This window comes from Myxococcus sp. CA033, assembly GCF_013336625.1.
In the GTDB taxonomy this organism is placed as follows: Bacteria; Myxococcota; Myxococcia; order Myxococcales; family Myxococcaceae; genus Myxococcus; species Myxococcus llanfairpwllgwyngyllgogerychwyrndrobwllllantysiliogogogochensis.
In genome coordinates this window covers 22,543-48,293 of sequence record NZ_JABUMU010000034.1, presented here as the reverse complement: position 1 = coordinate 48,293, position 25,751 = coordinate 22,543, and the positions used below count along the sequence as shown (strand labels likewise).

The 25,751-nt window shown below is 68.2% G+C and carries 19 protein-coding genes; 17 read left to right on the top strand and 2 right to left on the bottom strand.

Translation table 11 applies throughout. The features are described from left to right. Positions 1–644: 644 nt before the first annotated feature. From leuS to HUA78_RS42790, 3 genes are all read left to right on the top strand, one after another. On the top strand, positions 645–3,146 hold the full coding sequence (gene leuS, locus HUA78_RS42800) for a leucine--tRNA ligase (protein WP_174468296.1): 2,502 nt from the start codon (positions 645–647) through the stop codon (positions 3,144–3,146). Positions 3,147–3,261: 115 nt separating this feature from the next. Beyond that, on the top strand, positions 3,262–3,756 hold the full coding sequence (locus tag HUA78_RS42795; RefSeq protein ID WP_174478833.1) for a hypothetical protein: 495 nt from the start codon (positions 3,262–3,264) through the stop codon (positions 3,754–3,756). A 31-nt stretch (positions 3,757–3,787) separates the two neighbouring features. Further along, on the top strand, positions 3,788–4,303 hold the full coding sequence (locus HUA78_RS42790; RefSeq protein WP_174458869.1) for an LptE family protein: 516 nt from the start codon (positions 3,788–3,790) through the stop codon (positions 4,301–4,303). 74 nt (positions 4,304–4,377) lie between these two features. On the opposite strand, the gene rpsT is transcribed toward HUA78_RS42790, so the two are convergent. Next, the gene (rpsT, locus tag HUA78_RS42785) at positions 4,378–4,650 is read right to left on the bottom strand and encodes a 30S ribosomal protein S20 (RefSeq protein ID WP_141647340.1); all 273 of its coding nucleotides are present in this window, start codon (positions 4,648–4,650) and stop codon (positions 4,378–4,380) included. A gap of 136 nt (positions 4,651–4,786) precedes the next feature. Continuing rightward, complete coding sequence (mazG, locus tag HUA78_RS42780) at positions 4,787–5,923, bottom strand: nucleoside triphosphate pyrophosphohydrolase (protein WP_254624218.1); 1,137 nt, start codon at positions 5,921–5,923, stop codon at positions 4,787–4,789. A gap of 186 nt (positions 5,924–6,109) precedes the next feature. On the opposite strand from mazG, the gene HUA78_RS42775 reads away from it, so the two are divergent. From HUA78_RS42775 to HUA78_RS42710, 14 genes are all read left to right on the top strand, one after another. After that, entirely contained in the window at positions 6,110–8,290 is a 2,181-nt protein-coding gene (locus tag HUA78_RS42775; RefSeq protein WP_174458867.1) for a tetratricopeptide repeat protein, read from the top strand. Positions 8,291–8,294: 4 nt separating this feature from the next. Next, positions 8,295–9,416: a DUF4388 domain-containing protein gene (locus HUA78_RS42770; RefSeq protein ID WP_174458866.1), complete on the top strand. Its 1,122-nt coding sequence runs from the start codon at positions 8,295–8,297 to the stop codon at positions 9,414–9,416. 81 nt (positions 9,417–9,497) lie between these two features. After that, positions 9,498–10,592, top strand: coding sequence for a PhoH family protein (locus tag HUA78_RS42765; protein ID WP_174463723.1), 1,095 nt, complete (start codon positions 9,498–9,500; stop codon positions 10,590–10,592). A gap of 135 nt (positions 10,593–10,727) precedes the next feature. Further along, the gene (locus tag HUA78_RS42760; RefSeq protein ID WP_174463722.1) at positions 10,728–13,220 is read left to right on the top strand and encodes an HD family phosphohydrolase; all 2,493 of its coding nucleotides are present in this window, start codon (positions 10,728–10,730) and stop codon (positions 13,218–13,220) included. A gap of 22 nt (positions 13,221–13,242) precedes the next feature. Continuing rightward, positions 13,243–14,100 carry an rRNA maturation RNase YbeY gene (gene ybeY, locus HUA78_RS42755; protein ID WP_141647334.1) on the top strand — a complete coding sequence of 286 codons (858 nt, stop codon included), beginning with the start codon at positions 13,243–13,245 and terminating at the stop codon, positions 14,098–14,100. A 100-nt stretch (positions 14,101–14,200) separates the two neighbouring features. Next, complete coding sequence (locus tag HUA78_RS42750) at positions 14,201–15,529, top strand: DUF4105 domain-containing protein (RefSeq protein ID WP_174478832.1); 1,329 nt, start codon at positions 14,201–14,203, stop codon at positions 15,527–15,529. Between the two features lie 69 nt (positions 15,530–15,598). Next, positions 15,599–16,721 (top strand): peptide chain release factor 2 gene (prfB, locus tag HUA78_RS42745; protein ID WP_246137653.1). Its coding sequence is split into 2 segments (ribosomal slippage): positions 15,599–15,667 and positions 15,669–16,721, totalling 1,122 coding nucleotides; the frame shifts between segments, so codons are not numbered across the junction. A gap of 125 nt (positions 16,722–16,846) precedes the next feature. Beyond that, positions 16,847–17,473: an RNA polymerase sigma factor gene (locus tag HUA78_RS42740; protein WP_141647331.1), complete on the top strand. Its 627-nt coding sequence runs from the start codon at positions 16,847–16,849 to the stop codon at positions 17,471–17,473. Beyond that, entirely contained in the window at positions 17,470–17,853 is a 384-nt protein-coding gene (locus HUA78_RS42735; RefSeq protein WP_141647330.1) for an anti-sigma factor, read from the top strand. The genes HUA78_RS42740 and HUA78_RS42735 overlap by 4 nt, the downstream gene beginning before the upstream one ends. Positions 17,854–17,926: 73 nt before the next feature. Then, a complete protein-coding gene (gene lysS, locus HUA78_RS42730) occupies positions 17,927–19,459 on the top strand; it encodes a lysine--tRNA ligase (protein WP_174478831.1) in 1,533 nt (510 codons plus the stop codon). A gap of 12 nt (positions 19,460–19,471) precedes the next feature. Continuing rightward, entirely contained in the window at positions 19,472–21,865 is a 2,394-nt protein-coding gene (locus HUA78_RS42725; RefSeq protein ID WP_174458861.1) for an ABC transporter permease, read from the top strand. A gap of 2 nt (positions 21,866–21,867) precedes the next feature. Beyond that, positions 21,868–22,542: an ABC transporter ATP-binding protein gene (locus tag HUA78_RS42720; RefSeq protein ID WP_141647327.1), complete on the top strand. Its 675-nt coding sequence runs from the start codon at positions 21,868–21,870 to the stop codon at positions 22,540–22,542. A gap of 76 nt (positions 22,543–22,618) precedes the next feature. Continuing rightward, entirely contained in the window at positions 22,619–25,087 is a 2,469-nt protein-coding gene (gene bamA / locus HUA78_RS42715; RefSeq protein WP_254614766.1) for an outer membrane protein assembly factor BamA, read from the top strand. 103 nt (positions 25,088–25,190) lie between these two features. Beyond that, positions 25,191–25,751, top strand: a complete 561-nt coding sequence (locus HUA78_RS42710; RefSeq protein WP_141648300.1) for an OmpH family outer membrane protein — start codon at positions 25,191–25,193, stop codon at positions 25,749–25,751.

The following is a 25,751-nucleotide window of genomic DNA, read 5'->3' as shown; positions in this document are numbered from 1 at the left end:
GCGGGCTCGCTTCCTGCGCCATTGTTTCCAACGAGAAGAGTGCGATCACGCACCCCGGAATCAACGCTCTCTTAAGCGTCATTCGGATCTTTCCTCGCAACGAACGGTAGGTACGGCCCCCCCAGCAGGTGCCGTGGGCGCGAATCGTCACCGTCTGAACTGAACCAGTCAATGGCGAGCCTTGTTTTTCAAGAATGTTGGCCAAATCCATCCAAACGGAAATATTCCGATCTCGTACCGAGTCGGCGGTGACGCGGGGCGCGATCCGCCTCACGACAGGGGGAGAGCACGTCCCTACCTAGCTGGAGACATCGTGGATCTCCCCGAGGCCAACCCGTCGGGATGGGTGGTGCCTGGCCCGCGGAAGAGCCCGCACGTCGGCCCGTGGCGGCTCGCGTTGGCGCGAGGGGTCGGGCCCCCAGCGCGCGCGGCGAGCGCGTCGCGTGCAGGCGCGGAGCGGGCGGACGGGGGCTTGGACGGGGACAGAAGTGGCCCCGGTCGCGGGTTTACTCAGGTCAGCCGGAGAAATCCGGCCTCGTCGGCCTGAGGGGAGGGCTCCGTCCCCGCCGAGTGTCGGCGAGCACGAGGGCCCGGCGAGACTTGTTGCCCCCAGGGCCGGCCCTCCCATAAGAGGCGCAGCGGATATGGCGATGAACGAGCGTTACGAGCCGCAGTCGATTGAAGGCAAGTGGCAGGCCCGCTGGGACGAGGCCGGCATCTTCCGGGCAGGCAAGCGCCCGGGCGCACCGAAGAAATACGTGCTCGAGATGCTGCCGTACCCCAGTGGCAAGATGCACATGGGCCATGTGCGCAACTACCTCATCGGGGATGTGTACGCGCGCTACTTCCTGATGCGCGGCTTCGACGTGCTTCATCCCATGGGCTGGGACGCCTTCGGTCTGCCGGCGGAGAACGCGGCCATCAAGGACGGCGTGCACCCGGCCATCCGCACCGCGGAGAACATCGTCTCGTTCAAGCACGAGATGAAGAGCCTCGGCTACAGCTACGACTGGGAGCGCGAGGTCAACACCAGCCAGCCCGAGTACTACCGCTGGAACCAGTGGTTCTTCATCAAGATGCTGGAGCGCGGGCTCGTCTATCGCCGCTTCAGCAAGGTGAACTGGTGTACCGGCTGCCACACCGTCATCGCCAACGAGCAGGTGAAGGACGGCGTGTGCGAGCGCTGCTCGTCGCCCGTGGTGGACCGGGAGATGCCCGAGTGGGCGTTCCGAATCACCCGCTTCTCGCAGGACCTGTTGGACGCGCTGGACACGCTCAAGGAGTGGCCGGACCGCATCACCTCGATGCAGCGCAACTGGATTGGCCGCTCGGATGGCGCGGAGGCGGACTTCCGCATCCAGGGCCATGACGCCTCCTTGCGCGTCTTCACCACGCGCATCGACACCATTTACGGCTGCACCTACGTGGTGCTCGCGCCGGACCACAAGCTGGTGGCGCAGGTGACGACGCCCGAGCGCCGCGCGGACGTGGACGCCTTCGTCAAGCGCATGGCGGCCCAGTCCAAGACGGAGCGGACGGGAGAGGACACGGAGAAGGAGGGCATCTTCACGGGCGCCCATGCCGTCAATCCCTTCACGGGCCAGCAGGTGCCCATCTGGATCGCCAACTTCGTGTTGAGCGACTACGGCACGGGCGCGGTGATGAGCGTGCCCGCGCACGACGAGCGCGACTTCGCCTTCGCGCGCAAGTACGCGTTGCCGGTGAAGGTCGTCATCCAGCCGGCCACGGGCGACAAGCTCCCGGCGGGCGACGCGCTGGAGGCCGCCTTTACCGACTACGGCGTGCTGGTGGACTCGGGTGAATACACCGGGATGACGTCCGAGGCGGCGCGCACGGCGATGGCCGCGAAGCTGGAGAAGGACGGCCAGGGCCGCGCCACGGTGACGTACCGCCAGAAGGACTGGGGTTTCAGCCGCCAGCGCTACTGGGGCACGCCCATCCCCATCGTCTACTGCGAGAAGTGCGACCCGGAGCGCCACGGCATCCCCGTGCCCGTGGAGCAGCTCCCGGTGAAGCTGCCGGAAATCGACGTTCAGGAGGTGCTCACCGGCAAGGGCGAGCCCCCGCTGGCGAAGGTCGCCTCGTGGGTGAACACCACGTGCCCGAAGTGCGGTGGCCCCGCTCGGCGCGAGGCGGAGACGATGGACACCTTCGTCGACTCCTGCTGGTACTTCGCGCGCTACCTGTCGCCGCACTACGACGCCGCGCCGTTCGACCCGAAGCAGGCCCAGCGCTTCCTGCCCGTGGACATCTACGTGGGCGGGCCCGAGCACGCGGTCATGCACCTGCTCTACTTCCGGTTCTGGACCCGGGTGATGAAGCTGCTGGACTTGAGCCCGGTGGACGAGCCCGTCAAGCGTCTGATTACGCAGGGCATCGTCAACGGTCCGGATGGCCGGAAGATGTCCAAGCGCTGGGGCAATGTCGTCGCCCCGGCCTCCATCATCCAAGAGTACGGCGCGGACACCGCGCGCGCATACGTCATGTTCGCTGGCCCGCCGGAGCGCGACTTCGACTGGTCCGACGATCAGGTGGAGGGCGTGTTCCGCTTCCTCAAGCGAGTCTGGGTGCTGGCCTCCACCCACCACGCCTCCGTGGCGGGTGCCACGCATGACGGCCCCTTCGAGGGCAAGGCGCTGGAGATCCGCCGCGCGGCGCACAAGTGCCTGAAGCGGGTGGGGGAGGCCATCGAGCGGCTGTCCTTCAACACGGCCATCGCCGGCATCATGGAGGGGCTCAACGCGCTGTCCGCGACGGGGACGCCGGAGACGCCCGCGGAGAAGGCTGCCATGGCGGAGGCGGTGCGCCTGCTCGCGGTGGTGCTCACGCCCTTCGCGCCGCACATCGCGGACGAAATCGCGGAGGCCTACGGGAGCAAGGAACTCACCGTCGCGCAGCCGTGGCCCGACTTCGACCCGGCGCTGGTGGTGGACGACGTCATCCCCTACGCCGTGCAGGTGAACGGCAAGCTGCGCGCGGAGATTCGCGTGGCGGCGGACGCGGGAGAGGCGGACGTGCGCGCGGCGGCCGAGGCGGATGAGCGGGTGCAGTCCGCCATCACCGGCAAGACGCTGCGCAAGTTCGTCTTCGTGCCCAAGCGGCTGGTGAACTTCGTCGTCGGCTGAGCGGGGACCCTGGGTGCCCGCCGAGGTCCTCGTCATGTGCACCGCGTGCGGCCAGCCCCAACCGGCGGGCGGCGCGCGGTGCATCTCCTGCGGCGCCCCGCTCCCGGAGGCGCCCATGCCAACACCGCTCGGGCCCTTCCTTTCGGCGGACCTGGGGGGAGGGCGCTCCCTCGTCGGAGAGGGCGGGCGCCTCACCTACCGCGCGGCCGACGCCGTCCCCCCGCTCATCGTGGAACTCATCCAGCTCCGGGCGCTGACGCTGGAGTCGCGTCCCTTCTTCGAGGCCCTGGTGCTGTGCGGCTTCGCGGTGGTGGGGTTCGTGGCCGTGGGGCTCCCGCTGAAGCTCGTGATGTTCGGCCTGGCGGCGCTGGGTGGCCTGCTGGCGGCGGTGTGTCGGGTGCACGCGCTGGTGCTGGAGACGTCCACCGGAGGGCGGCTGCGCTGGCCCCTGGGGCTGGCGCGGCGGGGCTCTGAGCGGGACGAGCGACTGCTGGGTGCCTGGAGCACGCTGGCGGGCGCGGTGAAGGCCCGAGGCGTCGTGGTGAGGGATGCGAGCGGGGCCGTGCTCACCGCGCCCTCATCGGAGCCGCCCGAGGGCCCTCGCGCTTGACGGAGTGCTTCGGGCGGGTAGGGTGCCGGCCATGTCGCTTCCCTTCAGGAGTGCCTCACGGCGTCTCCACCTGGCCGTGTTGCTGACGGGTTGCTCGGCGTTGTTTTCAGGGTGTGGCTATCGCCTGACGCCGCGCGGCTCGGGCCTGCCCGCGGGCGTCAATACCGTGTGCGCGCCCATCTTCGGCAATGACACGGCGGAGCCCGCGCTCGAGACGCTCTTCACGCGCTACTTCCGTCAGGAGCTGACGCGGGTGGGGCGGCTGGGGAGCGGGGGGGCGTGCGACGCGCGCGTCGAGGGGACGGTGCTCGTGCTGTGGAGCTCGCCGACCATCCTCGAGGGGTTCTTCCGCGTCTCCGCCACGGTGCGGCTGCGGTTGGTGCGCGATGGTCAGCAGCCCCAGGAGACGGTCATCTCAGGGACCGAGGACTATCGGCCGGGGAGTGGAGACATTCTCGAGGCGGAGTCCAACCGTCAGGCGGCCATGGACCGGCTGGCGGAAGTGCTCATGCACGACGGGTTTGATCGGCTGGCCAGCACCTGGTGAGGAGGCGGATGCCTCCTCCCGGGGAGCCTGCTTCCGAAACTGCGCAGGGGACTCCGAGGAGTCCCCTTGGTGCATCAGGCCTGACGCGCGCTCTTGGTGGCGGCCTTGGCGAGGCGGGAGATACGGCGGGACGCGGTACGCTTGTGCAGGACGCCCTTGGTCGCGGCCTTGCTCAGCGCCTTGGAAGCCGCCTTGAGCGCATCCGTCTTCTTGGCGCCATCCTTGGTGCCAATGGCCTCCCGGGCGGACTTCACCGCGGTCTTCACGTCCGAACGGACGGTGACGTTGCGGGCGCGGCGCTTCTGGGACTGACGGTGACGCTTCTCTGCGGACTTGGTGTTGGCCAAGAGAAATCTCCAGCGAAAGGCAGGCTAAAAAGAGGGGCCGTCCTTACTGCGACGCCTCGCAGGCGTCAAGGCGGGCGTGCGCGTCCAGCCGGGTTTTCCGGACTCTGGACGCGGATCAGCGGGTACGCGGGGGGAATCATCCGGAGAAGGGGGTGTATTCCCACACCAACCCGGCCGGATCCCGGAAGGTCAGATTTCCGGCTGAGAAGATCAGGACTCCGTCCGGGAGGGCCTGCTCCACCTCCTGCCGCAGTCGCTCCACGGCGCGGGCGGAGGGGGCCTCCAGGGTGAAGCGGGTGCCCACGGCGGAGGAGGTGGAGGCGCGCTGGAAGATGAGTCGCAGCGAGCCGTCCTCGTAGCGAGCCTCGTCCGGCCCGGGGCGGCTGGTGATCCAGCCCAGCGTGGGGGCCAGCGAGTCCCAGAAGGCGCGCTGGGCGTCCAGGTCCGCCACGCCCAGGCGCAGCGTGGAGACCGGAGCGCGGGGCAGCGACATGGGAGGAGGGAGGGACTTCTCCTTCGCCTTGGCGGCCTGCCAGTGGCGCTCCATGTGCTCCAGGGTGGCGCCGCCAAAGGGGACACCCTCGGAGTTCAGGGCGGACTCGATGTGCTGGAAGCGGGAGGTGAATCGGAGGATGGCCATGCGCAGGGCATCCTCGGCGGGTGTCTTCACGAAGCGCGCGAGGTTGGCCAGTGAGAAGAGGACATCTCCCAGCTCGTGCGCGATGGCGTCGCGCTCTCCGGAGGCGATGGCCTCGTCCAGCTCCACCAGCTCCTCGGCCAGCTTGCCACGCACGCCGGCCAGGTCGGGCCAGTCGAAGCCGATGCGGCTGGCCTTCTCGGTCAGTCGCTCGGCGCGCAGGAGGGCGGGCGCGGCGGTGGGCACCCCGTCCAGGACGGAGCCCGCGTTGCCCGTCTTGCTCTTGCGCTCATCGGCCTTGAGCTTGGCCCAGTTGGCCAGGACCTGCTCGGAGCCGTCCACGCCGCGCAGGTCGCCGAAGACGTGGGGGTGTCGGCGGGTGAGCTTGTCGCTGATGGCCTTGCTGACGTCGGCCATGGTGAACTCGCCCAGTTCGGCGGCGAGCTGGGCGTGGAAGACAATCTGGAAGAGCAGGTCGCCCAGCTCCTCGCACAGGGGGGACCAGGGCCCGCCCGAGGCGACGCGGTCCATCTCGTCCAGGACCTCGAACGCTTCCTCGACGAGGTAGGGCCGGAGCGAGCCCAGGTCCTGCTCCCTGTCCCAGGGGCAGCCGTCCTTGGCGCGCAGCCTCTTCATGATGGCCACCAGACGTTCCAGCTCCGTCCCGGGGGTGCTCGCTTCGCTCACGGTCGCCTCCTGGCGGGGACAGTCCCGCGACGTGCGTCCCTCTAACACGCGGGCCGTGGGCCTCATCCGGAAAGGCGGGAGCGGTGGCGTTCCGTTTCGTGGTTCGGCCGGGCTCGCCTATCATCCGAGCCCTGGATGATCCGCCTCCCGCTTTCCTCCCTGATCCTCTGGGGCCTGCTGCTCCTGACTCCGGCGTTGGCATCCGCTCAACTCGAGGCGCCCACGCGGCTCCAGGAGGTGGACCCCGGTCCGCTCGAGCCCGACCTCCAGGACGAGTCCTACGACACGACCGAGCCGGCCGACGAGGGTGCCGTCGACGACGGTGAGTCCGAGTCCGACCCGGACGACGTCCCCCGGAAGTCCCCGAGGGGCGCGAAGGGGAAGGCCCCGGCCGTCCCGGTTCCCTCGAAGACCGCCGTGACGCCTGCTCCGGTCGAGCCGCCTCCCGTCGTCATCGCGCCCAGGCCGGTGCTCAGTCCCATTTTGGCGCCTCGCGTGTCGGACGACGAGGTGCTGGCGGTGTGGGACCGGTGGCGGCAGGCGCGTGCGACGAATGACTCCGCCACGGCGGAGAAGGCGCAGCAGGAGCTGGTGACGCTGAAGCGCGAGCTGCTCGCGGCGGACCTGGAGCCCATCAGCATCGGCTTCCTGCGCGAGTCGGAGGTGCGCAGGCGAGCGGGTGACATGGGGGGGGCGCTTCGGCTGGCGGAGCTGGCGGTGGAGCTGTCGCCCCGGTTGCCGCTCACGCGCTTCGGGCTGGCGGAGCTCTACGCGCTGTCGTCCCCGGCGGAGCCGGGCCGCTACCTGGGGGAGCTGCGAGCGGCCTTCGTGTCGATGGCGTTGGACCCTCGCTATCGCGGACCGGCGCTCGCGGACCTCGGCTCGCTGATGCTGCTGGCGTGGTCGGCCACGGCGGTGGCGCTGGTGGGGCTGCTGTTCCTTCGGCGGGTGCGCTACGCGTTGCACGACTTCCACCACCTGCTGCCGCGCGCGGTGGCCCGGTGGCAGTCCGCGCTGCTGGGGGTGTTGCTCCTGGGCCTGCCTCTGACACTGGGAATGGGTCTGGTGCCCCGGTTGCTCGTGTTGCTGGCGGTGGTGGTGCCCTACCTCACCCGGCAGGAGCGGGTGGTGGCGGCGGTGCTGATGGCGGGACTGGGGCTGACGCCGCTGGCCGCGGGACAGCTCACCCGGGTGACGGCCTTCGCGGGCACGCCCGCCGAGGACGTGTATCTGCTGGAGCGCGGCGGCCTGTCCGCCGAGGGCGCCATGGCTCGGGTGAAGGCCCGGCACGAAGCGCGCGCGGCCACCTTCCCGGAGCTGGCGGCGCTGGGGCAGTACGAGTCACGTCGAGGACTGCTGGAGGATGCCCGGCTGCACTTCAAGGCGGCCTCGGCCGTGCGCAATGGGGATGCCCGGCTGTTGACCCGTTTTGGCAACGCGCTGGTGGGGCTGGGGGACGTGGATGGGGCGGCGCAGCTCTACGTGCAGGCGTCCCAGGCGGATCCGCAGATGGCGGCCCCGCACTACAACATCGCGCAGGTCTACCGCCGACAGGCCAAGACGCTGCCGGACGAGCAGGTGGGCAAGGCGATGGAGCGGGTGACCACCGCCACGGCCTCCGCGCAGGCGCTGGACGGCGCGCTGCTCCGGCGCGAGCCACCCCCGGAGGACCGGCTGCTGTTGAACCTGCTGATGCTGGCGCCGGCGCTGCCGGAGTCGGAGTGGTTGTCGCTCGCGGATGGAACAGAAGCGGGGCGGCGGGTGGAGGCGCAGCTGGAGCGCTGGCTGCTGCCGGGCGTGGAGCCAGGGCCGGTGGCCTGGGCGCTGCCGGCCGTGGCGGCGGTGCTGCTGGTCTTCTGGGGCCTCCTGGCACAGAGGCTGAGGGCCGCGAAGGTGTGCGAGCGCTGTGGCCGCCCGGTCTGCGTGCGGTGTGATCCGGAGCTGGGCATCGGCAGCGCTCAGTGCGGTCAGTGCGTGAACGTCTTCTCCCGCCGGGGGTTGGTGCCGCAGCAACTGCGGCAGCGCAAGGCGGATCAGGTGCAGCGTCATCAGGCGTGGGCGGGCCGGGTGACGTATGCGGTGGGCGCGGTGCTGTCGGGCGCCGGGCATGTGTTCTCTGGAGGCGCGGTGCGCGGCGCGCTGTATGCCTTCCTCTTCCTCTTCGCGCTGGCCGCGACGCTGCTGCACCACGGACTGGTGCGAGCGCCCCATGGGGACGCGCCGCTGTATCTCAAGCTGGTGCCGGCGGTGTTGCTGCTGGTGAGCGTCCACCTGCTGTCGCTGCGCGGCCTGCACCGGCTGCGGCAAGGGGAGTGAAACCATGTCCCTGAAGGGAACGCTCAAGGACTTCGGCATCGGCGACATCCTGCAGCTCATCGGGCAGCAGCAGAAGACGGGCTCGCTCCAACTGGACAACAAGGACCAGGAAGTCCGCATCGGCTTTCGCGACGGCCACATCATCAAGGTCGAAAGCGTCACCCGGAAGCGCAAGGACCTCATCGGCGCGATGTTGGTGCGCGCCGAACTCATCACCGAGACGCAGCTGGAGGCCGCGCTGGAGACGCAGCGGCGCACCCTCAAGCGACTGGGCGATGTGCTCGTCTCCAGTCAGGCCCTCACCGCGGACCGCTTCCAGTCGATGATGCAGTTGCAGGCCACGGAGACGCTCTACCGCCTCTTCACCTGGAAGGCCGGCACCTACGAGTTCATCCAGGAGCCGGTGGAGCCTGACGCCGAGGCCATCCGCCCCCTGCGCGCCGAGACGGTGCTCATGGAGGGCTTCCGGATGGTGGACGAGTGGCCCGTCATCCGGAAGTCCATCCACCGCGACGACCTCTCCTTCGAGCGCATCAAGGCGCTGCCCCCGCCTCGCGAGGGCGAGGAGGGTGGGGAGCTGGGCGTCATCGCCACCACCGAGCGGCGCGTGTATGACGAAATCGCGCTGGGCCGCGACCTGCGAAAGCTGGTGGACGTCTGCTGCCTGGGCGAGTTCGAGACCTGCAAGGCCCTGCACAACCTCGTGCGAGGCGAGTACGTGCGTGTCATCCACCCCGAGGGGGCTCGGGCTCCCGCGCCAGGGGACGAGCGCCTGCTCTCCCGCCTGGGGGGCGCGGTGGGACGCGTCATCGCCACCATGGGCGTGCTGGCGGTGCTGGCGGTGGTGGTGTCGAGGGTGGCGCTGGCGGATCCGGAGCGCACGCGCGCGGCCACCGCGTTCGCCGACGCCGCGGCGCAGCGTCATGTTTCCGATGCCCAACGCGTCCGAATCGAGGCCGCGCTGGAAGTGTTCCGTCTGGAACGCGGTGAGCTGCCAGAGCGATTGGATGCTTTGGTGCAAGCTGGTTTGTTGAGTTCGGAGGAACTCAGATACCCCTGGCGGGAGGAGTACTACTACCGGCGGCTGGCCGCTCGGCGGTTCGTCCTCCTGCCACCCTTGCGCTAGCCTTCACCCAAAGTCGTCTTTCGGAGCCTGGGGGGCGGCGTTACGTTGAAGACAGCGGTACCGACCGAGGAACGACACGCATTGCGAAATCCCGCCACGTTGGAAGCGACCGCAGCCGTCTCGACCACCTCCGCCAAGGTGGACGTTCGGGACAATGAGACGGCCATGGCGCTGTGCGGCAACCAGAACGAAAACCTCAAGCTGATGGAGCGGCGCCTCGGGGTCCGGGTGGGACAACGGGGCACGGAGTTCCATCTGTCCGGCCCCGCTGACGCCGTGGCCTTCTCCGTGCGCCTCCTGGAGAACCTGGAGGGGATGATTCGCGCGGGCCGCCCCCTGTACCGCGAGGACGTGGAGCAGGGCATCAAGGTGCTCGGCCGGGGCGCGGAGTCGCTCCAGGAGGTCATGCTCGGCCCGGTGCTCAAGAGCTCCGGCAACCGGCAGATTGCTCCGAAGAGCATCGCCCAGAAGCGCTACGTGGACGCCATCCGCGCCCACGACATCGTCTTCGGGGTGGGCCCCGCGGGTACGGGCAAGACGTACCTGGCCATGGCGATGGCCGTGGCCTTCCTCCAGGAGCGCAAGGTCAAGCGCATCATCCTCGCGCGTCCCGCCGTCGAGGCGGGTGAGAAGCTGGGCTTCCTGCCTGGCGACATGCAGGAGAAGGTGAATCCCTACCTGCGTCCGCTCTACGACGCACTGCACGACATGATGGCCGCCGAGCGCGCGGCGACCCTGGTGGAAGAGGGCGTCGTGGAAGTGGCGCCGCTGGCCTTCATGCGCGGCCGCACCCTCAACGATGCCTTCGTCATCCTCGACGAGGCGCAGAACACCACCGTGGAACAGATGAAGATGTTCCTGACGCGCCTGGGCTACAACAGCAAGGCCGTCATCACCGGCGACGTGACGCAGGTGGACCTTCCCACCGGGAAGATGTCCGGCCTGAATCACGCGCGGACGGTGCTCAAGAACATCGAAGGCATCCACTTCGCGGAGTTCTCCGACGTGGACGTCGTCCGGCACCCGCTGGTCCAGGAGGTCATCCGCGCCTACGACAAGGCGGAGCTGGCGCAGAAGGAGGCCCAGCACGCTCGCGCGGCCGCCCACTCCGCTTCGACGCTGGACAAGGGGGCCGCGTCCCTGGCTCCCGTGACTCCCGAGGCCGCTGTCGGCTGAACTTCGGGCTCTGGCCTACCTATGCCCACCCGCCCGTACCCTGGCGGGCGGGCATTCGTATTTCCGCCCCCGTGAATTTTCCGGGGCGCTGCGGCCTTGATGGAGCCACGGCCCCTATCTAGGGTGAGGACCTCCATGGACGAACCGGAACCGCAGTCCCCCGCGCCCAGTCCGTTGGACGCGCTCGCAGCACGCCTTGGGTTGGGAAAAGGCGTCTGGGGGCGGCGTGCGGTCCAGGTGTTCCTCCTGCTGGCCGTCTCGGTGGGGGCGGGCTTCGTCATCTCCCCGGGCCTCTACAGCCAGCAGATTCCCGCGCTCGCGGAGGAGAACCTCGGCAAGCCCTTCCGGGCCAGCTCTCCCGCGGGCTTCAAGGCCGCGCGCGACTACGAGGTCGTCCACCGGGCCATGACGACCCAGCGGCGCCAGGACGCCCGGGCCGCCGTCAAACCCGTCTATGACCTGAACCCCGCGGTGGTGGGACATCTGCGCACCGTGGTCCGAGCCTCCTTCGCGACAATGCGGGAGCGGCTCACGGAGCTGACGGACGCCCAGCCGGCCGTCGAGCCGGAGGACGGCAAGAAGCCGCGCCGCCACCCCGCGCCGACCCCGGAACAGGTGGAGCGCGAGCGCCGAGGCCGCGAGTCGATGCAGGCGGAGCTCCAGGAGTTGCTCTTCGGCCAGCGTGACGCGGGGCTGGAGGCGGAGGACTTCCAGGCGCTCTACGGGAAGGGGTTCTCGGAAGAGGTGGAGGCCGCCACGCTGGTGCTTCTGGAGCGGGCCTACCGTTCGGAGCAGGGGCCCGTGCACGTCGCGGGCTCCCGGGAGGAGCTGGCGCGAGAGGCGCCGCAGGGGCTCACCGTCCGGGACGTGGTGAACAAGGGTGAGGACACGCTGCCCAACGGTGCGCCGCAGGTGGTGGACATTCGCGAGGCGCACCAGGAGCTGGACCGCTTCGCCTCCATCCCCGGCAACCTCCTCCCGGACGCGCCAGGTGTGCAGCGCCGCGCCGTGCTGCGGCTGGCCAAGCGGCTGGTGCGGCCCAACCTCACCATCAACATCGCGGAGACGGACGCGCGACGTCACCAGGCCGCGCAGGCGGTGAAGGACGCGGTCATCTCCATCAAGAAGGGCCAGCGTGTCATCGGTGATGGCGAGCTGGTGAACGAGGGGCACCTCGTCGTGCTGCGCGGGATGCGCGCGGAGACGGACCGGTTGGACCTGGTGCAGGTGCAACTGGGGGGCACGGGGCTGGTGGCGCTGCTGGTGGTCGCCTCGTACTTCTTCTGCATCAGCGCGTTCCGCCGCTTCCGGCCCACCCGCAAGGACGGGTTGCTGCTGGGAATCCTGCTCGTGGGGACGCTGGCCCTGTTGCAGCTGTGGGTGTCCATCGCGGACGCCATCCAGGACCGGTACACGGCGCTGCCCATCGAGGCGCTCTACTACGTGTTCCCGGTGGCGGCCGGCGCCATGCTGGTGCGCTTCATCCTCACGCAGGAGCTGGCGCTCTTCTTCGCCATGGTCTTCGCCTGTCTGGCGGGCGTGATGCTGGGCAATTCGCTGGCGTTTGGCATCTACACGCTGGTGGGCTCGCTGGTGGCCGCCGACCGCATCGTCAAGGCGAAGGACCGCGTGGGCATCTTCCGGGCGGGACTCGTCACGGGCGCGGCCAACACGGTGGCGGTGCTCTTCCTGTTCCTGGTGGAGGGCAAGGGGCTGTCGGCGGACACGGCCATCACCGCGGTGAGCTCGTTCATCGGTTCGTCACTCGCGGTCCCCGTCATGGTGATGGCGCTCACGCCGCTCATCGAGATGACGTTCGGCTACGCGTCCGACATCAAGCTGTTGGAGCTGGCGAACCTCAACCACCCGGCGCTCAAGGAACTCATCGTCCAGGCGCCCGGCACGTACCACCACTCCATCATCATCGGCACACTGGTGGAGAACGCCGCGGAGACCATCAGCGCCAATCCGCTGCTGGCGCGCTCGTGCGCGTACTACCACGACATCGGCAAGGGTCGGAATCCGCTGTACTTCGGGGAGAACCAGAAGGGCGAGAACCGTCATGACGCGCTCGCGCCCGCGATGAGCGCCGTCATCATCAAGCGCCACGTGACGGAGGGGCTGGAGATGGCGCGGCAGTACCGGCTTCCCAAGCTGGTGGCGGATGCGATTCCGCAGCACCACGGCACGCGCACGGTGGGGTATTTCTACCACAAGGCCCTGAAGGAGCAGGAGGGCAAGGAAGGCGCGCCGCCCATCGACGAGAGCATCTACCGCTATCCGGGACCGAAGCCGCAGTTCCGCGAGGCGGCGCTGGTGATGATCGCCGACGCGGTGGAAGCGTCGACGCGGTCCATGACGGACCCGACCAGCACGAAGCTGCATGCGCAGGTGCAGAAGATCATCAACCTCATCTTCTCCGAGGGGCAGCTGGACGAGTGCGACCTGACGCTGAAGGACCTGAACCTCATCTCCCAGTCCTTCCTGCACACGCTGGAGGGCATCTACCACACGCGTCCCGTCTATCCGGCCGGTGCGGTGGGGGGCGGCAAGGCGCCGCCGCTGGTGGTGGCGGGTGGGAAGGCCGTGGAGGCGAAGGACAAGCCTCGCTCGGCGGGGGCGTTGTGAGTGGGATGCGGGGAGTGACGGCGTGAGACTTCGCAAGGGCAAGGTCATCCCGAGGGATGACGGCAAGCGCATCGAGGAGTTCGTGGGCGCGGCGACGACGGGGACGGATGCGGCGTCCGTGGCGCGGATGCTGGCGCCTCCGGGCTGGGCCGAGCCGGCTCAGCGACCCGAGTTCGACGAGGTGGTCATCGTCCTCAAGGGCGAGCTGACGCTGGTGGTGGAGGGCCGCCGCGAGCGCATCCCCGCGGGCGAGGTGGGCATGGTGCCGCGCGGCAAGCGCGTGGTGTACCGCAACGACGGCAAGGGCGCGTGTGACTACTGGTCCGTCTGCGCGCCGGCCTTCCGTCCGGAGCGCGCGCACATGGAAGCGCCGGCGCCCCGGGAGAAGGAGAACGTGGTGACGGTGCAGGTCGCGCACGGGCAGGGCAAGGAGTTCGGCCGGCTCCTGACGACGTGGGCCCGGGACTACCTGAAGCGCCTGTCGCTGGCCCACTGCGAGCTGTCGCTGTCGCTGGTGGATGACCGCGCCATTCGTCGGCTCAACCGCACCTGGCGGGACAAGGACAAGGCGACGGACGTCCTGAGCTTCCCCGCGGGCGAGCAGCCCCGGGGGACGCCAGGTCCGCGCCCGCTGGGCGACGTGGTCATCTCCCTGGACACGGCGAAGCGACAGGCGAAGGAGTATGGCCGCACGCTGGAGTCGGAGATGGCGCGCTACCTGGCGCACGGGCTGCTGCACCTCCTGGGACACGACCACGAGCGCCCGCGCGATGCGAAGCGGATGGCGGCGCTGGAGGAAGAGCTTCTGGGGGAGCGCGGCATGGTGGCGGACTCGCTCCAGGTGGACGCGAAGGCCCGCCGGGCCCGCAGCCTGATGTAGGGGCCTCGCACGGCCCCCTGGCGGACAATCCGGCATCCTGTCGATTGAGTCGGACGGCGTGCATGATAGGTAGGCCGCCTCCCGCGTGTTGGACAAAGCCATGCCTCGCTTGTCGCTCATCGCTCTCTGCCTGCTCGGCCTGTTGCTCGCGGCTCCCGCGCGCGCGGCTGCTTCGGACCTGGTGCCTCCCTGGGGAACGGGGGAGAGCCAGGGCGAGGACCTCGTCATCTCGCTGGCCACCTTCAGCCCGGGCGACGATGTGCCCTCGTGGTGGGGACATGGCTCGCTGGTGGTGGAGGACCGCCGGCTCGGCGTGGCGCGCCTCTACAACTACGGGATGTTCTCCTTCGACGACGCGATGCTCGCTCGCTTCGCGATGGGACGGCTGGAGTTCTGGGTCGGGCAGGCGCGCGTCGACAGGACCTATGGTTTCTACCGAGCCGAGGACCGCGACGTCCGCATCCAGGAGCTGAACCTCACTCCGGAGCAGCGACAGCAGGTCGCCAAGCGACTGGCCGACAACGTCCTGCCGGAGAATCGCGAGTATCTGTATCACCACTACAACGACAACTGTGTCACGCGCCTGCGGGACATGATTGACGGGGCCACGGGTGGACAGCTCCGCGAGGCGGACCGGGCCCCGGGCCGGATGACGCTGCGCGAGCACACGCGGCGCTACACGTCGGTGAATGCGCCGATGAGCGTGCTGCTCGACTTCATGATGAACGATGAGATCGACCACCCCATCACCCGCTGGGAGGAGGCCTTCCTCCCGGACGAGTTGGAGACGCAGGTGGCGGCGCTCCAGCTGAAGGGCGAGGATGGTCAGTCCCGGCCGTTGGTGGCCAGGAGCTGGAACTACTACGCGTCGCCCGACCGCGCGCGTCCCCCCGCCGAGCCGCCCGCCTGGGGCCCCTGGCTTCTCGCGCTGGGCCTGATGTTGGGCGGCGGGGCGCTGGGACTGGCTGCCTGGGAGCGCAAGCGGGGGAGCCGGCTGGCGCGGGTGCTGCTCGGTCTGGAGAACGCGCTGCTGGGACTGGTGCTGGGCATTCCAGGCACGGCGCTCTTCGTCATGTGGCTGGTGACGGACCACACGGTGGTCTACCGGAACGAGAACCTGTTCCTGGCAAACCCGCTGACGCTGCTAGCGGTGCCCTTTGGTGTGTCGCTGATGCGGGGCAACCCGAAGGCGCGAGCCCGGCTCTTCACGGTCTGGGGCGTGCTCACGGTGACGGCGGTGCTGGGAATCCTGCTCAAGCTCTTCCCGCCGTTCGACCAGGACAACGGGCGGCTCATCGCGCTCATCCTGCCCATCTCCATCGGGATGGCGGGGGCCTTCAGCCTGGACCGTGTCCTCGCGCGCTTCACCGGGACCCACCGCGCGTCAGCGGACCGTGGCGACACCGTCGCTCCGCTCAAGACGCCCTGACGCTTTCGTTTTCAACCTACTTCCACGCGGTGGCCGCTGACGGCACCGCGCGCCCGCGGAGAACAAGACATGGCGAACGATTCGATGGAGAAGATCAACGGCCTTCGGGAGCGCGTGTTGGCGCTCCGGGGGCATCTTTGACCTGGACCGCAAGCGGTCCCGCATCGCGTTGATTGAGCGTGAGAGCACGCTGCCCACCTTCTGGGACGACAACACCAAGGCGCAGTCGATGTTGAAGGAGAAGTCCGCGCTGGAGGCGGGCGTGGCCTCCTACGACAGGGTGATGCGCGGGCTGGACGACGCGCAGACGCTGCTGGAGCTGGCGGCGGAGATGAGCGACGAGGACACGGCCCGGGAGGCGGAGGGCTCGCTCGCGGGGCTGGACGGCGACGTCGCGAAGCTGGAGCTGGCGCGCATGCTGTCCGGCGAGCAGGACCGCAGCAGCTGCTTCATGGACATCAACGCCGGCGCCGGTGGCACCGACTCGATGGACTGGGCGGCCATGCTGTTGCGCATGTACACGCGCTACTGCGAGACGAAGGGCTGGAAGGTGGAGATCAGCGACGAGGTGCCGGGCGAGGAGGCGGGCTTCAAGAACGTCTCGCTGCGCATCGAAGGCGACTTCGCCTACGGCTACCTCAAGGCCGAGGTGGGCGTGCACCGGCTGGTGCGCATCTCCCCGTTCGACGCCAACGCGCGGCGGCAGACGGCCTTCGCGTCGGTGGACGTCTACCCGGAGGTGGATGACGCCATCCAGATCGACCTCCCCGAGAAGGACATCGAGCTGAAGTTCATCCGAGGCAGCGGCGCGGGTGGACAGAAGGTGAACAAGACGTCCTCCACCGCTCAGCTGCGCCACCTTCCCACGGGCATCATCGTCACCACCCAGACGGAGCGCTCGCAGTCGGCCAACAAGGAAATGGCCTTCAAGATTCTGCGAGGCCGCCTGTACGAGCTGGAGATGAAGAAGCGCGAGGCCGCGCGCGACGCCGCCGAGGCCGCGAAGAAGGACATCTCCTTCGGCTCGCAGATCCGCTCCTACGTGCTGGCCCCCTACCGCATGGTGAAGGACCTGCGCACCGGTGTGGAGACGGGCAACGTGGACGCAGTGCTGGACGGCGACCTGGAGGAGTTCATTACCGCGCAGTTGTTGGGGGTGAAGAACCCCAACCGCAACGCGGCGATGGATTAGCCCCCGACACCCGGGAACCTTTTTCCGCGCCTTGTTGTCGGAGGCGCGGTGGGGCAGGGGAACGGGATAGGCTTGAAGGGGCAGTGGCCCTTCCTCCTCGGAGGGGCTGTCGCGGGAGGACACTGGTGTCGCCGGGCGGCGTGCTCGAAATCGGACAGGACGGGCCGGCCGCGGATGCGACCGCGTCACGGCGCGAGGACGCGGTCCTGCTGGCCCGGCTACGCCAGGGCGAACCCGAGGCCTTCGAGCAACTGGTGCGCACGCATCAGGACCGGCTCTACGACTTCTGTGTCCGCATGGTGGGGGACCGCGAGGAAGCCCACGACCTGGTGCAGGAAATCTTCGTCAGCGTGCACCAGAACGTCCGCCGCTTCCGCGAGGACGCGAAGCTGTCCACCTGGCTGTTCCGCATCACCAAGAACCACTGCATCAACCGGCTGAAGTACCTGAAGCGTCGAGGCAGGGGCCGCTCGGAGGAGTACGACGAGACGAGCACCCTGTGGGTGGACGGGCCTGGAGCTCCGCCCGCACCGGATGCCGCGCTGGAGTCCGCGCGTGAGCGGGCCCGGGTGCAGTGGGCCATCTCCCAGCTCGAGCCCGACGCACGCATGCTGGTGGCCCTGCGAGACATCGAAGGGCTGAGCTACGACGAAATCGTCGACATTACCGAGCTGCCCGAGGGCACGGTGAAGAGCCGGCTCCACCGGGCGCGCGAAAAGCTGGCGAACCTCCTGGGGCGGCTTGAGCCATGAGTGGATTCCATCGCAGACTCCCGGACGTGGACCCGCACCTGAACCACCGCGAGGCCAAGGCCCTCTTCTTCGCGCTCGCCGACGACGAGCTGCCCGCCCCCCAGGCGCAGGCGGTGCGTACGCACCTGGACGGCTGCGACGAGTGCCGCCAGGGGTGGGAGGGATATTCGCGCACCGTACGACGTCTCCAGGGCGTGGAGCGCGAGAAGGCCCCGCCCGCGCTGGCGTCGCTGGTGATGACTCGAGTGCGCCGCCAGCGTCGTTTCGGGCTGAAGGGCCTGCACATGGCGCACATGCAGCACCGCTTTCCAGTGGAGATTCTCATTCCCCTGCTACTGGCCGCGGCGGTCGCTGCCTTCCTGTTGATGGCGGCCCCCTGAAGCTTCCCGATGTGTTGCGTTGCGTCCTGAGGGAGCCTTGGCTACGGTGCCGCGCCTCTTGGAAGGGCGCGCGATGGCTGACGACCAGAACAACGAACTGGGCTCGAAGGAGCAGGAAATCTACGACCAGCGGCTGGAGAAGGCCGCGAAATGGCGTGAGGCCGGCTTCAACCCTTACGGCAATGGCCACCGCCCCCAGCACCTCGCGGCCGACATCCTCGCGAAACACGCTGATGACACCCCCGAAGCACTGGAGCAGACCCCCGTCTCCTACGACGTCGCGGGTCGGCTCGTGGCGATGCGCTCGTTTGGCAAGGCCGCCTTCATCAAGCTGAGAGATCGCTCCGGCGAAATCCAGGTCCACATGAAGAAGGACGCGCTCGCGGAAGGCTACGAGGTCTTCAAGCTGTGTGACTTGGGCGACTTCCTGGGCGTCACCGGCACGCTGTTCCGCTCGAAGACGGGCGAGCTGACGCTGGCGGCGACGAAGTTCGCGCCGCTCACCAAGTCCCTGCGGCCCCTGCCGGAGAAGTGGCACGGCCTGACGGACGTGGAGATCCGCTACCGCCAGCGCTACCTGGACCTCGTGTCCAACCCGGACGTGAAGCAGACCTTCCTCCGGCGCAACAAGCTCGTCCGCTTCATCCGCTCCTTCCTCGACGGCCGTGACTTCATCGAGGTGGAGACGCCCATGATGCACCCGCTGGTGTCGGGTGCCGCGGCGCGGCCGTTCTCCACGCACCACAACGCGCTCGACATCGACCTGTACATGCGCATCGCTCCAGAGCTGTACCTGAAGCGACTGGTGGTGGGCGGCCTGGAGCGCGTCTACGAGGTGAACCGGAACTTCCGCAACGAGGGCGTCAGCACCCGGCACAACCCCGAGTTCACCATGCTCGAGTTCTATCAGGCGTACGCCACGTACGAGGACCTGATGGACCTGAGCGAGGAGATGATCTCCGAGGCGGCCAGGGCCGTCACCGGCGACACCAAGGTGAAGTACGGCGAGCATGTGCTGGACTTCGGCAAGGGCTGGAAGCGCATCTCCATGGTGGAGGCCATCCGCGAGGCCGTGGGCGGCGGGACGCTCTCCGACAAGGACATGGCGGACGCCGACAAGCTGCGCCACGAGCTGCTCAAGACGTCGCATGGCGAGTCCGAGCGGCGCGCGATTGATACGATGAACCACGGGGAGCTGGTGGGCGCCCTCTTCGAGGCCCACGTCGAGCACACCCTGATTCATCCCACCTTCATCACCCATTTCCCCACCGCCGTCTCCCCGCTGGCCCGCAGGAACGACCAGAATCCGGAAATCGCGGACCGGTTCGAGCTGTATGTGGCGGGGCGGGAAATCGCGAACGCCTTCTCCGAGCTGAACGACCCGCTGGACCAGAAGGGCCGCTTCCAGGCCCAGCTCGACGCCAAGCAGCGCGGACAGCAGGAGACGATGGACTACGACGAGGACTACATCCGGGCACTCGAGCACGGCATGCCTCCCACGGCGGGCGAAGGCATCGGGATTGATCGTCTCGCGATGCTGTTCACGGACTCTCAGAGCATCCGCGACGTCATCCTGTTCCCCCTCCTCAAGCCACTGGCGAAGTAGCCAGGAGGCCAAGTGCACTCGGCAGAACGGCAGACCGTCCACCGCTGGATTCTCCTCTGGGCCGGGGCCCTCGTGGCCCTGGTCGGATTCATCCTGCTCGGGTGGTCCATCTCCGCGTCCGGCGCCTGGGCGGAGGTGAGCTCCGCGCTGGGGTTGTCCCTCTTCGGCTGGGGCGGGGTGCTCCAGGCCATCAACGGGGCCTCCCTCCTGCCGGTGCATGCCGCGGTGAAGGACTCGCTGCCGCCCGCCGGGTCCTGGTCGCTCGTCTCCGGCACGCTCATCTGGTTGCTGGGCTGGGGACTGGTCGCGCTGGGGACCCAGCGCGCGCCGGCGACGACGGAGGGCCCGAGCCTCGCGGCCGGGGCTCCGCTGTACCCGCGTCTGGCGCGCTACCGGGACTTCTACTGGAGCACGCTGGGGGCCTACGGCGGCGGCATCCTGCTCGCGGAGCTGGTCCTCGTCCTCCTCCAGACGGTGCTGTCCAGTGGCGTGCCCTCCTCGGACCTGAGCGCGGCGAAGGACTCGGGCGGAGGGCTGTCGCTGCCTCCCACCGGGGCGTTCGCCATCTCCCTGGTGATTGCCGCCGCGGTGGCCTTCATCTCCGGCTTCGTGGGGGCGTCTCGCGCGCAGCGGCTGTCGCTGCCGGAAGCCACCATCGGCGTCCTCTACCTGGGGCTGCCCGTCCCCCTCCTGCTCACCTTGATGGAGCGGATTCCGTGGCTCCAGCTCCAACTGGGCTACCGGCTGCGCGAGGTGACGTACGTGGCGAGCCTGCTCGGCCGCCCCGAGCTGGCGTACTGGCTGACCTTCACCGGCCTGGTGCTGGCGTTGGTGCTGGGCATCAACACGGGCTTCGTCGCCGCCGGCAGTGGGCGCGTGGACCTGAAGCTGGGCTTCGAGCTGTTCGTCGCCCGCCGCCACGTGGCCGTCTTCCGCCCGTCGCTGCTGCTGGGGACGCTGGCGGTGCTGATGTTCGGCATCATCCCGCCCTTGCTCGTGTACTTCATCATCCGCGCCGCCGAGGCCGCGGTGGAGCGCACCCGCATCCGCGCGCTGGGCCTGTCGGACCCGTTGGCCGCGTCGGAGGCGCTGCACTCGCTGAAGCTGCGCGAGCAGTCGCCCACCATGATGATGACCGCGCTGTCGGTGGGCGGCGTGGGCGTGGGCGTCATGGCCCTCATCATCGTCCTGTCGGTGATGAGCGGCTTCGAGGCGGACCTCCAGAAGAAGATTCTGGGCACCAACGCGCACGCGGTGGTGACGCGGTATGCCGGCGACCTTCCTGAGTACTCCAAGGTGATGGAGTCCATCCGCAAGGTGCCCGGCATCGCTGGGCAGACGCCGTTCATCATCAACCAGGTGATGATTGCCTCCGAGGGCAACGTCGACGGCGTCATCATCAAGGGCATCGACCCGGCCACGGTGGGCGAGGTCACGGACCTGCCCCGCAACATCCTCGGCAACGGCTCGCTCGACATCCTCTACACGCCGGAGAAGATCCTCTCGCGCGGACTGGACGAGGAAGAGTCGGAGACGCCCGAGGGGGGCGGGGCAGGGGAGGAGGGCGGAGACGACATCATCCGCCGTTCCGGCAAGCCGACGAAGCCGCCCGTGCTGCCCGGCATCGTCATCGGCCGCGAACTGGCCGCGTCCCTGCGCGTGGTCGTGGGCGACCGGGTGAACGTGGTGTCGCCCCTGGGCACGGAGCTGGGACCCACGGGGCCCATCCCCAAGAACCGGGCCTTCCGCGTGGCGGCCGTCTTCTACTCGGGGATGTACGAGTACGACTCCAAGTTCGTCTACATCCTGCTCAAGGAAGCGCAGGACTTCTTCAACATCCAGGGCGCGTCCGGCATCGAGCTGAAGGTGCTCGACATCGACGATGCCCGGCGCATCTCCGGCCAGGTGGTGAAGCTGCTCGGTGGGTACCCCTACCGCGCCCGCGACTGGGGCGAGATGAACAAGAACCTCTTCTCCGCGCTGCGCCTGGAGAAGCTGGTGATGGGCATCATCCTCTCCATCATCATCATCGTCGCCGCGGGCCTCATCGTCGCCACGGTCATCATGCTGGTGCTGGAGAAGCGCAAGGAGATCTCCGTCCTCAAGGCGCTCGGTGTCCCCGATGGCGGCATCGTGAAGATCTTCCTCGCGGAAGGGCTCCAGATTGGCGTCGCCGGAGGCCTGCTGGGCCTGTTCTCCGGCCTTGCCTGGTGTCTCTTCATCGAGAAGGTCGGCATCAAGCTGGACCCGGAGGTCTATTACATTCCCGCGCTGCCGGTGCGCATCGAACCTTTGCAGACCGCGCTGGCTGTCGTCATCGCGGTGCTCGTCACCTACCTGGCGTCCATCTACCCGGCCCTCAAGGCGAGCAGCGTGGAACCGGTGGAAGGGCTCAAGGCGGAGTAGCCATGACGCTGTTGTCCATCCGCAACGTCTTCAAGAGCTACTTCCTGCACGGCAAGCGCATTGACGTGCTGCGTGCGGTGTCGCTCGATATCGGCAAGGGGGAGCTCGTCTCGCTGGTGGGAGCCTCCGGCGCGGGGAAGAGCACCTTCCTTCACGTGCTGGGCACCCTGGACGCCCCCGCCGCCGGCGAGGTCTTCTTCGATGGCCGCTCCGTGTTCGACATGAACGACGCGGAGATCGCCGAGTTCCGCAACCGCACCATGGGCTTCGTCTTCCAGAGCCACTACCTGCTGCCGGAGTTCACCGCCCTGGAGAACGTGGCCATGCCGGCCCTCATCCAGCGCCGGGAGCGCTCCGGGGCCTACGGTTATGCCCGGGAACTCCTGGAGCGGGTGGGATTGGGTCAGCGGGTGGACCACAGGCCAGGGGAACTGTCCGGTGGTGAAGCCCAGCGGGTGGCCCTGGCCCGCGCCCTGGTTCTCAAACCCGCGGTCCTGCTCGCCGACGAGCCGACCGGAAACCTGGACCCGGCGACGGGCGAGGGCATCCACCAGCTCCTGAGAGACGTCAATCGGGAGTTGGGCATCACCGCCGTGGTCGTCACCCACAATGAGACGCTCGCCCGTTCCATGCCCCGCCGCCTGCGGCTGGCTGGCGGGCAGGTGTCGGAGGCTTGATGGCTCCGCGCTTTTGGATTGAGGGCGTCGCGCCCCTTCCCGTACATTGCCCCGCCTTTCTCTGGCCGGTCTCCCCTTGAGGCACCCCGTTCTGTCCCGCAAGTCACTGCTCCCGCTGCTAGCGGTCGTCCTGTGGTCGCTCGTGCCTGGCTCCGTCCAGGCGCAGGTGAACGGGGGTGCGCCTTCCGCGGCCCCGGTTCCGAGCACCCCTGCCCCCGCCTCTGAACGTCCTCAGGACGCCCCTGTCGACGCCGCCCCCGCTGACGCCGCCCCCGCGTCCGAGGATGACCTCAACCGGGTGGTGGAGGTTCGCGTCGAAGGAAACAAGCGCGTGGAGGCCGAGGCCATCCGCCGCGCGTTGCGCACCAAGGTCGGCCAGTCCCTGGCGTCCGCCCGCAGCGCCGAGGACCTCCGGGCCGTGTGGGCCCTGGGGTACTTCCAGAACGTGGAGCTGCTCGTGCAGCGGCTTCCGCGCGGCGTCGCCTACGTCGTCCGCGTCGAGGAGCGGCCCATCGTCCGCCTGGTGACGCTCAAGGGCAACGAGGAGCTCAGCCGGGACGACCTGAAGGAGGAAATCGAGGTCAAGCCCAACACCATCCTGGAGCTGGAGACCGTGCGCAGCACGGTGAAGAAGATCCAGGCCAAGTACGTGGAGAAGGGCTTCTTCCTCGCGGAGGTGACGTACCAGATCAAGCCCAACGAGGGCGGCGCTAACAACAGCGTGGACGTCATCATCATCATCAACGAGCACGCCAAGGTGATGGTGAAGCAGATCACCTTGATTGGCGCGGAGAAGGTCCCCGCGTCGGTGCTCAAGGAGACGATGATCACCCGCGAGGGAGGCTTCTTGTCCTTCTTCACGGGCGAGGGCACCTACCGCGAAGAGGCCTTCCAGCGCGACCTGGCCGTCATCCAGATCGCCTACTACGACCGCGGTTTCATCAACGTCAAGATCGACAAGCCCACCGTCCAGCTGTCCGCGGACAAGCGCTACATCTACATCACCCTGCGCATCGTCGAGGGTGAGCCCTACGACATCGGGAAGATCGACTTCTCTGGCGACCTGCTCTCCGACGTGTCGAAGGAGAAGATGGCCGAGCTGATGAAGTCGACGCCGGGCCAGCGCTTCAACCGCTCGCAGTTGTCGCAGGACATCGTCGGCGTGTCGGACATCTACTTCGACCGGGGCTACGCGTACGCGAACATCAACCCCGTCACCAGCGTCAACGCGGACAACCGCACGGTGGACCTGACCTTCGACGTGCAGAAGGGCCCCCAGGTCACCATCGAGCGCATCGACGTCGTCGGCAACAGCAAGACGCGCGACAAGGTCATCCGCCGCGAGCTGCGTGTGTACGAAGGCGAACTCTACAGCGGCACCGGTGTGCGCCGCAGCAAGGAGCGCGTCACCGCGCTGGGCTTCTTCGAGACGGTGGAAATCACTCAGAGCGCGGGCAGCACGGACGACACCATCGTCCTGCACGTGGAGGTGAAGGAGAAGGCCACCGGTACCTTCCAGGTCGGCCTCGGCTTCTCCAACGTGGAGAACTTCATCTTCACGGCGCAGATCTCCCAGAACAACTTCCTGGGCTGGGGCCAGAGCGTCTCCGCGTCCGCGCAGATCTCCGGCCTGCGCTCCCTGGTGCAGCTGTCGTTCTATGACCCGTACTTCCTGGACACCAACTACCTGCTGTCCGCGGAGTTCTTCCGAGTCCAGGCCGACTACGACGGCTTCATCCGCAACTCCACCGGTGGCACCATCTCCATCGGCTACCAGTTCATCGACGACCTGCTCGGCACGGTCGGCTACACCCGTGAGTGGGTGAACGTGGAGGCGGGCTCGAACCTGGGCGCCGTGCTCCTGGCCAACCAGTTCCTCTCCGGCACCACCAGCGCGGCCCGGCTCTCGCTGTCGTTCGACCGCCGAGACAACCGCCTGTTCCCCTCGCGCGGCTTCATCCACTACGGCTCGGTGGAGCTGGCGCCGGACTTCATGGGCGGCACGTTCCTCTTCAACCGGTACACGGCCTACTCGCGCCTGTACTTCCCGATGCCGCTGGGCTTCGTGTTCAAGACGAACGCCACCATCGGCTACATCCAGCAGCTGGATTCGAACAGTCCGCTGCCCATCTCCGAGCTGTACTACGTGGGTGGCATCAACAGCGTCCGCGGCTACTACCTGCGCAGCATCAGCCCCTCGGTGAAGGTGCCCCGCTCCAGCAACCCGGACGCCACCGTCACGGACTTCCTCGTCGGCGGCAACAAGCAGCTCGTCTTCAACTTCGAACTCGAGTTCCCCATCTTCGAGAAGGCCGGCCTGCGCGGCGTGCTCTTCTATGACGCGGGCAATGCTTTCGCCTCGAACGAACGGTTCTTCCAGGACCGACAGGACAAGCTGCCGCTCGGCCTCTTCCACTCCGCGGGCTTTGGCTTCCGCTGGTTCAGCCCGATTGGTCCCCTGCGCTTCGAGTGGGGCATCCCGCTGACCAGGCGGCCGGAAGACGACCGGATTCTGTTCGAGTTCACTATCGGCAACTTCTTCTGATAAGCCATCGTCCGTCGTCCCGGCCCCGCCCTGGCGGGAAGGGTTGAACAAGCCCGGGCGTCTGACGTCGGACCCTGTACCCTTCCCTGAGGAGCTGTTGAACATGTCGCTTCGCACCACTGTCGCGGCCATGGCCGCCGTCCTGTCGCTTGCCCTGCCGGTGGCCGCCTCGGCCGCCGACCTGAAGGTCGCCTACGTGGACCTCCAGCGCGTCCTGCTCGAGGTGGATGACGGCAAGGCCGCCAAGGCCCGCCTCCAGAAGTGGCTGGAGGAGAAGCAGAAGGAAATCGACAAGGAGCAGACCGCTCTGCGCACGGAGAAGGAGACGCTGGACAAGCAGTCCAGCGCGATGACTCCCGACGTCCGCGCCCAGAAGGAAGCGGACCTGCAGCGCAAGGTGATGGTGCTCGCCCAGAAGTGGGAGAAGAGCCGCGGCGAGGCCGCCACCAAGGAGCGCCAGGAGATGGAGCCCATCATCAACAAGATCGACCAGGTGGTGGCGTCCATCGCCCAGCGGGACGACCTGGGCATGGTGTTGGACAAGCGTGACTCGGGCATCGTCTTCGCCAAGGCCCAGTACGACATCTCCAACGAAGTGATTCGCGCCTACAACGGCTCGAAGACGACGAAGACGACGGCGGCGAAGGACGCCCCGACGAAGTAA

Bases quoted from the DNA above. Each gene is read 5' to 3' on its own strand.
- leuS (WP_174468296.1), top strand. From the start codon at position 645: ATGGCGATGAACGAGCGTTACGAGCCGCAGTCGATTGAAGGCAAGTGG.
- HUA78_RS42795 (WP_174478833.1), top strand. From the start codon at position 3,262: ATGCCAACACCGCTCGGGCCCTTCCTTTCGGCGGACCTGGGGGGAGGG.
- HUA78_RS42790 (WP_174458869.1), top strand. From the start codon at position 3,788: ATGTCGCTTCCCTTCAGGAGTGCCTCACGGCGTCTCCACCTGGCCGTG.
- mazG (WP_254624218.1), bottom strand. From the start codon at position 5,923: ATGAAGAGGCTGCGCGCCAAGGACGGCTGCCCCTGGGACAGGGAGCAG.
- HUA78_RS42775 (WP_174458867.1), top strand. From the start codon at position 6,110: ATGATCCGCCTCCCGCTTTCCTCCCTGATCCTCTGGGGCCTGCTGCTC.
- HUA78_RS42770 (WP_174458866.1), top strand. From the start codon at position 8,295: ATGTCCCTGAAGGGAACGCTCAAGGACTTCGGCATCGGCGACATCCTG.
- HUA78_RS42760 (WP_174463722.1), top strand. From the start codon at position 10,728: ATGGACGAACCGGAACCGCAGTCCCCCGCGCCCAGTCCGTTGGACGCG.
- HUA78_RS42750 (WP_174478832.1), top strand. From the start codon at position 14,201: ATGCCTCGCTTGTCGCTCATCGCTCTCTGCCTGCTCGGCCTGTTGCTC.
- HUA78_RS42735 (WP_141647330.1), top strand. From the start codon at position 17,470: ATGAGTGGATTCCATCGCAGACTCCCGGACGTGGACCCGCACCTGAAC.
- lysS (WP_174478831.1), top strand. From the start codon at position 17,927: ATGGCTGACGACCAGAACAACGAACTGGGCTCGAAGGAGCAGGAAATC.
- HUA78_RS42720 (WP_141647327.1), top strand. From the start codon at position 21,868: ATGACGCTGTTGTCCATCCGCAACGTCTTCAAGAGCTACTTCCTGCAC.
- HUA78_RS42710 (WP_141648300.1), top strand. From the start codon at position 25,191: ATGTCGCTTCGCACCACTGTCGCGGCCATGGCCGCCGTCCTGTCGCTT.